Annotated in this window: 10 protein-coding genes; 4 read left to right on the top strand and 6 right to left on the bottom strand. The window is 72.3% G+C overall.

Annotated elements, in window-relative coordinates:
* Positions 1-18 precede the first annotated feature (18 nt).
* From WMF24_RS36415 to WMF24_RS36405, 3 genes are all read right to left on the bottom strand, one after another.
* Positions 19-309, bottom strand: coding sequence for a MafI family immunity protein (locus WMF24_RS36415; protein WP_437732057.1), 291 nt, complete (start codon positions 307-309; stop codon positions 19-21).
* Positions 310-405: 96 nt separating this feature from the next.
* Positions 406-768 (bottom strand): tetratricopeptide repeat protein, encoded by a 363-nt coding sequence (locus tag WMF24_RS36410; protein ID WP_437732056.1) that lies wholly within the window; start codon positions 766-768, stop codon positions 406-408.
* A gap of 111 nt (positions 769-879) precedes the next feature.
* Positions 880-1,443, bottom strand: coding sequence for an SMI1/KNR4 family protein (locus tag WMF24_RS36405; RefSeq protein WP_437732055.1), 564 nt, complete (start codon positions 1,441-1,443; stop codon positions 880-882).
* 601 nt (positions 1,444-2,044) lie between these two features.
* On the opposite strand from WMF24_RS36405, the gene WMF24_RS36400 reads away from it, so the two are divergent.
* A complete protein-coding gene (locus WMF24_RS36400; protein WP_437732054.1) occupies positions 2,045-3,790 on the top strand; it encodes a hypothetical protein in 1,746 nt (581 codons plus the stop codon).
* A gap of 112 nt (positions 3,791-3,902) precedes the next feature.
* Here the strand turns inward: WMF24_RS36400 and WMF24_RS36395 are convergent, their stop codons facing one another.
* The 3 genes from WMF24_RS36395 to WMF24_RS36385 all read right to left on the bottom strand — a co-directional run bounded on the left by WMF24_RS36395 (position 3,903) and on the right by WMF24_RS36385 (position 7,949).
* The gene (locus tag WMF24_RS36395) at positions 3,903-5,753 is read right to left on the bottom strand and encodes an FG-GAP repeat protein (protein ID WP_437732053.1); all 1,851 of its coding nucleotides are present in this window, start codon (positions 5,751-5,753) and stop codon (positions 3,903-3,905) included.
* Between the two features lie 148 nt (positions 5,754-5,901).
* Complete coding sequence (locus WMF24_RS36390; protein WP_437732052.1) at positions 5,902-6,738, bottom strand: MBL fold metallo-hydrolase; 837 nt, start codon at positions 6,736-6,738, stop codon at positions 5,902-5,904.
* Positions 6,739-6,764: 26 nt separating this feature from the next.
* A complete protein-coding gene (locus tag WMF24_RS36385; protein WP_437732051.1) occupies positions 6,765-7,949 on the bottom strand; it encodes a thiolase family protein in 1,185 nt (394 codons plus the stop codon).
* 231 nt (positions 7,950-8,180) lie between these two features.
* Here WMF24_RS36385 and WMF24_RS36380 point away from each other — a divergent pair, with 231 nt between their 5' ends.
* From WMF24_RS36380 to WMF24_RS36370, 3 genes are all read left to right on the top strand, one after another.
* Positions 8,181-9,053 (top strand): DUF2515 family protein, encoded by an 873-nt coding sequence (locus WMF24_RS36380; protein WP_437732050.1) that lies wholly within the window; start codon positions 8,181-8,183, stop codon positions 9,051-9,053.
* 164 nt (positions 9,054-9,217) lie between these two features.
* Positions 9,218-9,838 (top strand): peroxiredoxin, encoded by a 621-nt coding sequence (locus WMF24_RS36375; RefSeq protein ID WP_437732049.1) that lies wholly within the window; start codon positions 9,218-9,220, stop codon positions 9,836-9,838.
* 315 nt (positions 9,839-10,153) lie between these two features.
* Positions 10,154-12,268, top strand: coding sequence for a glycosyl hydrolase (locus WMF24_RS36370; protein WP_437732048.1), 2,115 nt, complete (start codon positions 10,154-10,156; stop codon positions 12,266-12,268).
* Positions 12,269-12,281 lie beyond the last annotated feature (13 nt).

The raw sequence follows: 12,281 nt of genomic DNA, 5'->3' as shown, positions 1-12,281 counted from the left end.
CTCGTCCCAGGTACGTGATCACCTCGACCTCGAAGAGCTCTGAGCCGTGAAATACTGGCGGAGCCACCGCATCCTCGAGCTCTCGGCCCAGCCCATGGCGGTCATGGCGCGCTCGATGGCGTCGAACTGCGCCTGGTCGACGGGAAGCTCGAGGTCGCCGATCCAGTCGATGACGCACTCCACGCCGAGCCCCCACTCGCCGTGCCGGTGAATGTAGTCGTGCGCGTCGCGAAAGAGCGCTGGGGGAAGAACGTCCTTGAGCGACTCGAGGGCGACAGCGCACAACGCACGGATGGATTCTCTCGTCATCCTGCTCCCAGCCTGCTCATGGGCAGCGCTCCAGGACGGCACGGATCACGTCGCTTCCCCGGAGGGCGTGCCTCGATGGCGCGGTGGTCGCTTCGTTCAGTGCCCATGTGGATCGAAATAGGCCTGCAGGGTGCTTTCCCCCGGTCGTAGCAGGGCCGCTCGCTCGAAGTATCCGCGCGCTTTGCCGCGCTCGTCTGTGTTCATCAGGGCGACGGCCAGGTTGTGGTAGGTGTTCGCGTCGGTGGACCCGAGCGCTTCGGCGCGTCGCAGCGCTACCAGGGCTTCATGGTGCCGCCCCGTGTCTGACAGCACCGCGCCGAGCGACGTCAAGGCGTCGACGCAGCTCGGTTCGGCTTGTAGATGCTCACGCAGCAACTGCTCCGCGCGCCCAAGCGCGACCCCCCACCGGGTTTGATCCCCCCACGCCACCTGATGGAGGTGAGACACCTCTTCAGCCAACGCTGGCGCCATGCGTCTGCTCAAGGTACCGGCGTTCCGTCGCGAGCGCCAGGGCGACGGCGGAGCCGGCGCGACACGCTCGTTCGCTGCGACGTCGTGCCGGGCGGCTCGTCATCCGTTGGCATCCACGAGCTCGCTCCAGAACCGGATCCGGCGCACCTCTTCGCGGGCGGCGTCGGCGTGAGGTGGCCGGTGAAATTCGCGACGCAGGTACGTCGCGAGGTCGCTGCCGTAGCAAATGATGTCGGTCTGGTAGACCGAAAAGACGGGGTTTCCGGCGAGCGCTGGCTCCGCCGGGATGTAGCGGTGACCCCGGATCGGGATCAGGCGCGGCGCCTCTGCGACGGCGGCGCGCGCAATCTGTAACGCCTCTGGCAGCCCGGAGGGCCGGACGCCCCATGCGTCCCACCAGAACGCGTTGTGCTCGATATCGAACGCGATGCCCTCGAAGGGCCAGTCGAGCTGCCGGCGAACCTCCGTCGAGTCTGGAGCCCGCCAGTCGGGAAAGCGCCCGCCGACCGGGAGGCCTTCCGAGAGAAAGGAGCGCAGATCTGGCGGAAACCTGGCGCCGATGGCGGACTCGGCTCGGTCGAGCTCGGTCTCTGTCAAACCGGGCGCAACCGCGACCCCCGCGTCGATCAAGAGCTGGTGTTCCGCTCGCCAACGCATCCGCATCCCCCGCACGTCCCTCCCCGGTTCACAGCGGGTGGGCAGCGTAGCGGGCGCCGATTCTCCTCGTCAACCAACCCGGGGCCCGAGCAGGCCGATTGCGGGGCCACGTCACTGCTGCCGTGGGCGCGTTGAGCGTGCCATCGCGTGGGGAAGCAGTGAGCGGGGGCGAGGGGCTGGATCGACACGTCTGGCCGTGGTGGTCGTCTGCCGCCTGAGCCCGCGTGGGTCGTCTGCCGCCTGAGCCCGCGTGGAAGGAGCGCAGCTGCCGGTGCTGTTCTGGAGCAACAGACGGGTTGAACCCGCCTGAAACGAGCAGAATTTCGAACCGCCAAGACGCCAAGGACGCCAAGACATTGTCTTCTTCTTGGCGTCCTTGGCGCCTTGGCGGTTCATTTCTCGCTCGCTCAACGTGATCGGCGCTCTGGCGGCGAACCGTCGCGCAGGTCGGGCCGCCCCCGCGTGCCCCGCGCCCCGCCGCGTGCTCGCGAAGCGCGCCTCCATGGCCGCGGGCGAGCTGCTGCCCCTCCGTCCGTCCACGGCGCGGCTGCCCAGGGGCTCGACGCGAGCCTTGGACGTCGCGGGCGGCAATGCGACGATGGTGGCGATGATGCCTCGCCGGCGCCTCGCCCGCTTGCTCCCGCTCCTTCTCCCATCGCTGTTCCCGCTGGCTTCCGTGGGCTGCCAGCAGGTCCTGGGCATCCACGATGTGGACCTGGAGGCGGGCGCGGGCCCGTCCCATGGCGCGACGTCGTCCGGCACCGGCGGCCGCCCCGACACGCCGGGCACCGGCGGGGGTGGCACCGGCGGGGACGGCGGCGGGGGCGGCGAGACGGGAGTCCCCGATTTCTCCCTGGCCGTCCTTACCCCCAACATCACGGTCCCCCTCGGCGGCAAGAACATCCTCGAGATCGAGATCCGGCGCACCGGCGGCTTCAGCGGCGATGTGACGGTGGCGCCGGTGAGCCCCCCCGTGGGCCTCGTGATCGACCCCGTGACGGTGCCGGCAGGGCAGACGAGCGCCGAGGTCACGGTGGGCGCGGAGGCACCTCTGGCCCTCGGCAACACGGTCTCCTTCACCCTGTCAGGCACCTCCGGCGCCCGCGAGAAGACCGCCGCCGTGACAGACGCCCTGATCACCGGCCGCCCCGGCGCCCTCGACGCGTCGTTCGGCGCCGCGGCGACAGGCCTTGCCGCCATGAGCTTCGGGGCCGACGACGGCGGCTATCTGACGGACATCGAGGTGGTCGGCGGGAAGATCCTCGCGACGGGGTGGGGCGTCGGCGGGCTCGGCGGATCGGCCATGAAGGTCGCGCGCCTGACCAGCGACGGCGCGATGGACCCCACGTTCTCCGGCGGAGAGCTCGTGTCGGTGCGGTTCAGCAGCTCCTCCGGCTCCAGGGCCGAGGCGCACGCGGTGGGCCACCAGCTCGACGGCAAGATCATCGCGATGGGCTGGCACGAGACCCCGGAGCCGCGCGACATCGCGCTCCTGCGCCTCGGGGCGAACGGGGCGACCGGCGATGCGCTGTTCGGCAACGGCGGCGAGGCGCTCCTCGACGCGGGCGGCAGCGAGACGGTGACGGACGGGCTCGTGCTGTCGAACAACAAGATCCTCGTCGTCGGCGATCGAGGCGGCGAGCCGCTCGTGGCGCGCACCTCCCCGAACGGTCATCCCGACAGCTCCTTCGGCGCGGGGACAGGCCATGTGGTCCTCAGCCCGTCGTTCTCCGCGCAGGCCGTGGCCGTCGACCGCGAGGGGCGGATCCTCGTGGCCGGCCACGTGGATCCGGGCGGCGAGAGCGACATCGTCGTCGCCCGCCTCCTCGCCGACGGACAGCCCGATCCGGCGTTCGGGGCGGGCGGCCAGCGGGTCATCGCCGTGCCGGGAAGCAGCGAGCGGGCCGCGGCGCTCGCCCTCCTCGGGGACGGCCGCATCCTCGTGGCCGGCGACTCGAACCAGAACGGGGACACCGACTTCCAGGTTCGCCGCCTCCTCGACGACGGCGCCGACGACCCGAGCTTCGGCACCGACGGCGTCGTCACGGCGCCGATCACCGACGGCGACGACAGCGCAGAAGACATCGTCCTGCTGCCCGACAGCCGGATACTTGTGGTGGGCAACGCGAGCGGCGGCGCCTCGCCCGGGCCGGTGCTGGCGCGCTACCTGCGCGACGGGAGGATCGACGCAAACTTCGGCACCGGCGGCGCCGTTTCCCTGTACATCGGCGTCGGGAGCGGGATCCACCGCGCCGCGGTTTACTCGGGCCAGAAGGTCGTCGTCTGCGGCGAGAACCAGGGCGGGGTGCCGGGACCCGGGACGTTCGGAATCGTGGCGCGGCTCTGGATGTGAGCGGCGGGCCGCGCGCCCCGACGTGGCGTCAGCGCGCGCGGCCGCGCGTCGAGCGCCGCGAGCCACTCGAACTGCGCCAGGTGCTCCGCCATGTCCCGCTCGCTCGGATCGATCAGGAGGGGCCGCTCGCGATCCAGCCCCTGGATCGCCGCGCCGATACGGCGGCGAGCGCGAAGAGGACGACCGCGATAGCCGGAGCGCGCTGCGCCGGCCGAGCCGGGCTGCCCATCTGACATCCCTTGCCGCCATCGACCTCGCCGTCGCCGCCGCCTGCGCCCGCGGCGCTGTCGCCGCCGCCGCCGGTGTCGCCGCCGCTGCCGGTGTCGCCGCCGCCTGCGCCCGCGGCGCTGTCGCCGCCACTGCCGGTGTCGCCGCCGCTACCGGTGTCGCCGCCGCTACCGGTGTCGCCGCCGCCTGCGCCCGCGGCGCTGTCGCCGCCACTGCCGGTGTCGCCGCCGCCTGCGCCCGCGGCGCTGTCGCCGCCGCTGCCGGTGTCGCCGCCGCCTGCGCCCGCGGCGCTGTCGCCGCCGCCTGCGCCCGCGGCGCTGTCGCCGCCGCCTGCGCCCGCGGCGCTGTCGCCGCCGCCCGCGCCCGCCGCGCTGCCGCCTGCGCCGCCGCCGCCCGCGCCCGCTGCGCTGCCGCCTGCGCCGCCGCCGCCCGCGCCCGCCGCGCTGCCGTCGGCGGGGACGCACTCGCCCGCCAGGCACGTGCCGCTCAGGCAGTCGTCATCCGCGGCGCAGCTCCCGCCGTCGAGGGACGGCAGCGCATGAACATACGCCGCGCCGGCGCGGCTGGGCGCCTCCCCCAGGTAGGGGGCCCCGACGATCGCGCTCCCTCCAGCATAACCCGTGCTCAGGCCGAAGAAATCAAACGCGTGCCCATCCGACGGCACCAGCGTGCGCGCTTCCACCCACGTCGCTCCCAGGCCATGGAAAACCGAGGCGACGCCCTTCTGATCGTTCACGCCGACGAACCCGGCCAGCACGGCGTTGCGCAGGAGCTGCACCCCGGTCGCTGTAGACCCGGTCAGCGCGGGAGTGAGCTTCGCTTGCTGGGTCCACACGCCGTCGTGGCGCGCATAGATGTACACGGCGCTCTTGGCCCCGATCGCCGCGGTGTCGCCCTCGACGGCGACCGACGTGCCGAAGGCCAGGTTCACGCTGCTGTCGGGCGGCACGAGCTTCGCCTGCTGCGTCCACGCGCCGCCCTCGCGCACGAAAATGTACGCGGATCCGGCGCTGTAGCGCCCCTCGGGGTCGTCCTGGGGCGCGCCGAGGATCGCGGTGTCGCCCGAGAGCGCGACCGACCAGCCGAGGCCGCGAGGGCTGTCCTGCGGCACGAGCTCCACGCGCGGCGACCATTCGCCGCCCACCCTGGTGAACGCGAACGCCCGGCCCAGGGCGAGATCGCCATCCTCACAGACATTGCTGGCCACGACCGTGTCGCCGTCCACGTCCACGGCCATCGTCGACAGGCCGCCCGTGATGACCTCCGGGATGGTCAGCAGGGCCTGCTCGGACCAGCCCTCGTCGCCCCGGCCGAACACATAGATGCGCTCCGCGATCGAGCTCGCGTCGTAGTCCGCGCTGGCCATGACCACGGCGGTGTCGCTGTCGATGGCCACCTGACGGCCGAACCGCATGCCGTCCTCGCCGTCACCCGGCTCGAGGGTGGTGGCGAATGTCGCGACCCCTCCGGCCACCGTGTAGACGTGCACCGCACCTCGGCTCAGGCCCCCCTCGCCCGGCGCCCCGATCAGCACCGTGCTCTCGTTCCCGGCGATGGCGAAGCCGAAGAGGCGCAGCGCCTCCGGCGCGGGCTCGGAGAGCCGCTGGTCCTCCTCGACGGTGAGCGCCGCGCGCGCGGTCGCGGTCGGGCCTTCGTCGGACGTCGCCGCGGCGCAGGCGGCAGCCGAGAGCACAGGCGATAGCAGCGCGAGCCAGTAGAGTCGCCGGTCGTCCATGGGTCACCTCGACCTGGAGAGTACTCGACCTGGAGAGTGCTCGACCTGGAGAGTGCTCGACCTGGAGAGTGCTCGACCTGGAGAGTGCTCGACCTGGAGAGTGCTCGACCTGGAGAGTGCTCGACCTGGAGAGTGCAGCGCCGGCAGGTCAGGCGGCGTTCCCCGACGCCCGCCGCCATCGGTCGTCGCGCCGCGCGGCCCGCCCCTCGCGTTCCAGCTTGATCAGGTGCGCCTCGAGGCTCAGCCGCGCGAGCGGCCAGAGCGCCGGCGCCGTGTCCCCGTACGCGACCGGCAGCAGCCCCTCGAGCGCCGCGCCGCCCTCGCCGGCCCCCTCGAGCGCCTCGAGCACCCGCTGCTCCCGCCCCAGCCGGTGCGCGACGTACCGCCGGAACAGCGCCTCGGGCTCGCCGATCGGCTCGCCGTGCGCCGGCAGCGCGACCCGGGCGCCGAGCGCCGCGAGCCGCTCGATCTGCGCGAGGTACACCGCCATGTCGCCCTCGCGCGGGTCGATCAGGATGGTGCCCACGCCGGCCACCATGTCGCCGCAGACGAGGACGCCCTGCGCCTCGTCGACGAAGCAGAGGTGGTCGGGCGCGTGCCCCGGCGTGTGGAGCACGCGGATCTCCATCGGCTCCGGCCCGCCGAGCCGCACGACGTCGCCGTCGGCCAGCCGGCGCGCGATCGGCACGTCGCGGAGGCGCGGGGCCGCCTCGGCGTGCGCCCAGACCGGCACGCCCAGCTCGGCCGCGAAGAAGCGCGCGCCGCCCACGTGGTCGGCGTGGTGGTGGGTCACGGCGATCGCCGCGATCGACCGCCCCTCTGCGGCGAAGCCGCGCGCCCACGCGAGCCACTCGCGCCGCTCGTCCTCGTAAGGCGTGGCCGGCTCGACCAGCAGCACCTCGCGGCCGCCGAGCGCGTAGCTGTTCGTGTGCGTGGCGGGGGGCAAGGTCGGCGTGCGCGCGGCGAAGGCCTCGACATCGCGCACGCCGGGAGCGACCGGGCGCGGCCGGATCACCGCTCGACGACGACGGCCAGCGCCTCGCCGCCGCCGATGCAGAGCGTCGCCAGGCCGCGCTTCGCGCCCTGGTCCTTCATCGTGAAGAGCAGCGTGGTCAGGATGCGGGCGCCGCTCGCGCCGATCGGGTGGCCGAGCGCGACAGCGCCGCCGCGGACGTTCACCTTCTGGGCGTCGATCCCGGCGAGCTTGTTCACGGCGAGCGCCACCACCGCGAACGCCTCGTTCACCTCGAACAGGTCGATCTGCTCCGTGGTGAGCCCGAGCTTCTTCGTCGTGTTCGCGATCGCCGCGGCCGGCGCCGTCGTGAACCACTCGGGCGCCTGCGCGGCGCCGCCGTAGCCGACGATCCGCGCGAGCGGCGTCAGCTTGTGCTCCTTGACCGCCCGCTCGCTCGCCAGGACGAGCGCGCTCGCGCCGTCGTTGATCGACGAGGCGTTGGCCGCGGTGATCGTCCCGTCCTTCTGGAAGGCCGGCCTCAGCGACCCGAACTTCTCGGGCTTGCCGGCGGGCGGGCCCTCGTCGTCCTTCACGACGACGGCGTCGCCCTTCTTCTGCGGCACGGAGACCGGCGCGATCTCCGCGGAGAAGAGCCCCTCGCGCTGCGCCGCGAGCGCCCGGCGGAAGCTCTCCTTCGCATACTCGTCCTGCGCCTCGCGCGAGAAGCCGTGCTCCTTCGCGCACGCCTCGCCCGCGGTGCCCATGTGGAAGTTGCCGTACGGGTCCCACAGGCCGTCGTGGATCATGCCGTCCACGAGCTTGCCGTCGCCCATGCGGTAGCCGGAGCGCGCCTGCGGCAGGTAGTAGGGCACGTTCGACATCGACTCCATGCCGCCGGCGACCACGACGTCCGCGTCGCCGAGCGCCACCGTCTTGGCGCCGAAAATGACGGCCTGGAGGCCCGAGCCGCAGACCTTGCTCACCGTGGTGGCCGGGACCTTGCTCGGGATGCCAGCATAGATGGCGGCCTGCCGGGCAGGGGCCTGCCCGATGCCCGCGGAGAGGACGTTGCCGAGGAAGACCTCCTCGACGGCATCCGGAGCGAGCTTTGCCCGCTCGAGGGCGGCGCGGATGGCGACCTCGCCGAGGCGCGGGGCGGGGAGCGGGGAGAGCGCGCCCTGGAAGGCGCCGATCGGCGTCCGGGCCGCTGCGACGATGTACACGGGGACGGGTAGGGTCATGATTTCCTCCAGCGGCGCCGGCGCCGTCTCATTCGATGACGCACGTCCAGTGCGTCTCACGAACGTGCCTTTGGTACCTCGGTTGACCGGTGGGGGCAAGCCGGCCCGGGGCGCCCCTCCGCCTGCGCGCCCCCTCACAGGCGACGACGGCTCGCGCCGCTCCCGGGGCTCACCGCGATGACCGGAAAGCCATGAATTCCACGTGGCCGGGCTCGTGCAAAGCCGCCCGGCATGGCTGAGTCGGTGTGCTCGGAAGCGTCGGGCCGCGCCGGCGTGGCGCGCCTCACGGCGCTGCTCGCCGAGCTCGACGAGCGGAACATGGACAATGTAACCCGCACGGAGAGCTACCTCGAGCTCTACGCGCTCACCCGCGCACATCCGCCGGATCTGCCCTGGCTGCTCATGGCCCACCTCGTGTCGCGCAACGCGGGCTGCGTGATGACCGAGATCGCGGCCGCCCTCGACCGCGGCGACTGCGCCGTCGCCCCGTCCGCCCTGCGAGAGCTTTTCCTGTTCCTGGAGCGCGCCAATCACCTCATCTTCTTCGACGCCTGGTATCATGTGCTCCACCACCTGCTCGGCCGGAGCGCCGAGCTCGCCCCCGGCCGGTGTCCGCGGTTCGTCCGCGAGGCGTGGGCCCGGCACGAGGGCGCGCGGCGGGCCGGTCAGCCGCACGCCGCGGTCGAGCGCGCGCTCGTGAGCGACCTCGTGACCAACGAGCAGAACCTCATCGAGCGCCGCGTCGTGCACCACCCACGCTTCGCGATCGCGCGGGCGCTCGTCGCGCTCGGCGAGGCGTTCGGGCAGGAGCGCCCGATCGTGCTGCCGTGCACGCAGGCGTCGATCCAGGTCGGCGGCTTCGCGATCCTCGAGCGGCGCATCCGCGCCGGGATGAGCATCTTCGACGCCATGGCCGACGGCGCCGCGCGCGAGGCGATGTACGCGTGGGCGCGGCGGCACCCGCACGACGGCTCGCGGCCGCCGTGCGACGGGGCGCGCGGCCCGGCGCGGCCGCGGCTCCGGGACGCGTGGCCCGCCCAGGCCGTGCGGGCGCTCTGGGACGGAATTCACGCTCCGCCCGACCCGGACCCGGGCTGGCCCTGAACGCGCGCCGCCCTGCCGGGCCGCGGCGCGGCCGACTCGTCGCCTCGGCCCGCGCCGGGCGACGGCTTGTGGTGCGCCGGCGACGCCCCGTGTATCGTGCTCGCCCCGGAGGGGGAGGGGGTCAGTCCTCCGCGCCCTCCGACAGGACAAGGAGCGAGCGAGCGATGTTGAATGCAGGCGACCGTGCCCCGGATTTCTCCCTCGAGAGCGACAGCGGAGACAAGGTGAGCCTCGCCGATTTCCCGGGCAAGACGGTCGTCCTTTACTTCTATCCAAAGGACGACACGCCCGGCTGCACGCGCGAGAACCAGGCCTTCTCCGAGGCCCTTCACGCGTTCACCGAGGCGGGCGCCGTGGTGCTCGGCGTCTCCCGCGACTCGGCCCTGCGCCACCGGAAGTTCAGGGACAAATACGATCTCGGGGTGACGCTGCTCAGCGATCCGGATCTCGCGGCGCACGAGGCCTACGGCGCCTACGGCGAGAAGACGATGTACGGCAAGAAGGTGATGGGCACGATCCGGAGCACCTTCATCATCGGCCCCGACCGCACATTGAAGCATGTCTTCAGCGGCGTGAAGGTCGACGGCCACGCGGACGCGGTGCTCGCGCTCGTGCGCGGCGGCGGCGCGCCCGGGGCCCCGCGCTCCTCGACGTCGAAGGGCGCGTCGGCGCCGAAGGGCGCGGCCGCGAAGGGCGCGCAGGCGCCCTCTGCGACGTCGAAGAGCGCGCCCGCGAAGAGAGCTGCGGTGAAGGCGCCGGCAAAGGCCGCTGCCAAGCCTCGATAACCACCCGCGCGGCCGGCGCACAACACCGCAGCGGACTCGCCGCGCCAGCATGAGCGGCCGAGTCGTGATCGCGGCGCGGCGATCGCCTGATTGAGGCCGTCGTGAGGGCATCCCGCGCGGCCGTCTGCGCCCCCTCCGGGCTGGACGGGCACGGCGCTTCGTGAAAGAATCTTGCACCGTTTCTTGTGGATCGATGAAATTACCACGACACCAGGGCTCATCCCTCGACTCGCCTCACGTCAGGTGGAGCGATGAGCGCTGGAGCGAGGGAGCCAGATCATGATTCTGAAACATCCGATGGTAAGGACCTTTACCTTGCTGAGTTGCCTCGGCGCGAGCGTCGCCTGCGGCGGTGACGACCCGCCGGCGCCCCCGGTGAGCAACGACGGCGGCGGGGGCGGCAGCGGCGGCGCCGGCGGCGCGGGCGGCGCCGGCGGCGAGGAGGTCAAGGTGTGGGAGCTCGACCGCGACAGGCCGCTGCCGGGGGGCGAGCCGGAGTTCACGGAGGCGCCGCACCCGCTCGAGCCGGGCGACGTCCTCAGCGAGCTGGACACCCCGCTCCCGACGAACGCGAACTGGATGAACTTCGCGCTCGGCGACGGCGACCAGCGGATCAACGCCGCGCCGTACGACCTCAAGGCGCTCGGACAGGGGCTGTCGATCTCCCGGCCGCCCGTCGCTGTGGCGAGCACGGCCGTCACGTCGGCCGACGCGTCGCAGCTCGGGCTCACGGTGCGCCAGGCGGTCACGGGCCACACCGTCCGGTCGTCCGACCTGCTCTCCGTCACCGTCGAGTGGGCGGCGCAGGGCGGCACCATGACGGCGCCGATCGTCTACGGCATGCCGTACGTGACGGCCACGTACGACGGGCTCACCCCCTCCGTGCGCGCGGGCGACGGCGTGGCGTTCACCGCGGTGAATGGCGACTCGACGAGCCCCACGAAGGTCACGGGCGATCGATTCGAGATCTCGCTCAACAACGGCCAGACGTGGGTCCTCTACGCGTCTCCCTCCATCACCCTCGAGTGGGACGCCATCGTGATGAACGCGGCCGAGCCCTACGAGGGATCGCTCCGCCTCGCGCTGGTGCCGGGGCCGAACGCCGCGGCCGTGCTCGACGAGCACGCCGGCGTCATCCCGGTCGGCGGCGACATCAAGGCCACGATCATCGAGGACACCGCCACGCTGCGCTTCGTCTGGGAGACGAAGGGCGAGGGCGAGCTCCTCACCATGGCCCTGCCGCACCACCTGGAGCACATCGACAAGGCGCGGACCGCCGACCTCTCGTACCCGACCGTGATCGGCGACATGAGGGCCATCTCCGGAGCGGAGTGGGAGCTCGTGTACCCGCTCAGCGAGATCGGCTGGGACGCGCCGCGCCGCGTCTCGGACCAGTGGGGCGAAGCCGTGGTGACGGCGCTCGAGGACGAGGGGGGGTACACGCCCGACGAGGACGTCGTCGGCACAGACCCCTACCGCGCCGGCAAGCAGCTCGCCAAGCTCGCGCGCCTCGCCCAGATCGCCGAGGTGGTCGGCAAGGCGGACCTCGCGGAGGAGCTCAGGGCGCGGCTCAAGTCGCGCATCAACCGGTGGCTCAACGGGGAGAACGAGAACCCCTTCCTCTACGACTCGACCTGGGGCGGCCTCGTGACGACGAAGGGCCTGGAGAGCAAGGAGGCCGACTTCGGCCAGGGGTACTACAACGATCACCACTTCCACTACGGCTACTTCCTCTACGCGGCGGCCGTCCTCGCGAAGGGCGATGAGACCTGGCGCGACAGCTACGCCGACAAGGTGCTCTGGCTCGTCCGGGACATCGCGAACCCGAGCTCCAAGGACCCGCACTTCACGCCATTCCGTCACATGGACTGGTTCAGGGGCCACTCGTGGGCTTCCGGGCTGTTCCCGTTCGCCGACGGCCGGAATCAGGAGTCCACGTCCGAGGCCGTCAACGCCTGGTACAGCATCAAGCTCCTCGGCGAGGCGCTCGGCGACGAGGACGTGATGAACATCGGCCGGCTGCTCCTCGCGGTGGAGACGGCCTCCGCGCAGACCTACTGGCAGATCCCCGCGAGCAGCACCGTCTATGACGTGCCGTTCAAGGACAACGGCGCTGTCGGCGTCCTCTGGTCCACCAAGGCCGACTTCTCGACCTGGTTCGGCGCCAAGCCCGAGTACATCTATGGCATCCAGATGCTCCCGATCACGCCCATCTCGGAGTCGCTCCTCTCCAAGACGTGGATCGAGGACACGTGGCCCGCGATGTCGGACGCCGCGCAGTCGGCGGAGGACCCCTGGAAGGGCTTCCTGACCGCGGCGCACGCGGTCGTCGACAAGGAGGCGGCCTGGGAGGAGGCGCAGGCGCTGACGGAGCTCGACGAGGGCCTCAGCCGCACGGCGCTCCTCTACTGGATCGCCACGCGGCCCTGAGCGGCCCTCCCGC

The sequence above is a fragment of the Sorangium sp. So ce1335 genome (assembly GCF_051521615.1).
Taxonomy (GTDB): domain Bacteria; phylum Myxococcota_A; class Polyangia; order Polyangiales; family Polyangiaceae; genus Sorangium.
This window is presented reverse-complemented; position numbering and strand designations above follow the sequence as displayed.

Bases quoted from the DNA above. Each gene is read 5' to 3' on its own strand.
- WMF24_RS36380 (WP_437732050.1), top strand. From the start codon at position 8,181: ATGGCTGAGTCGGTGTGCTCGGAAGCGTCGGGCCGCGCCGGCGTGGCG.
- WMF24_RS36375 (WP_437732049.1), top strand. From the start codon at position 9,218: ATGTTGAATGCAGGCGACCGTGCCCCGGATTTCTCCCTCGAGAGCGAC.
- WMF24_RS36395 (WP_437732053.1), bottom strand. From the start codon at position 5,753: ATGGACGACCGGCGACTCTACTGGCTCGCGCTGCTATCGCCTGTGCTC.
- WMF24_RS36385 (WP_437732051.1), bottom strand. From the start codon at position 7,949: ATGACCCTACCCGTCCCCGTGTACATCGTCGCAGCGGCCCGGACGCCG.
- WMF24_RS36405 (WP_437732055.1), bottom strand. From the start codon at position 1,443: ATGCGGATGCGTTGGCGAGCGGAACACCAGCTCTTGATCGACGCGGGG.
- WMF24_RS36415 (WP_437732057.1), bottom strand. From the start codon at position 309: ATGACGAGAGAATCCATCCGTGCGTTGTGCGCTGTCGCCCTCGAGTCG.
- WMF24_RS36400 (WP_437732054.1), top strand. From the start codon at position 2,045: ATGATGCCTCGCCGGCGCCTCGCCCGCTTGCTCCCGCTCCTTCTCCCA.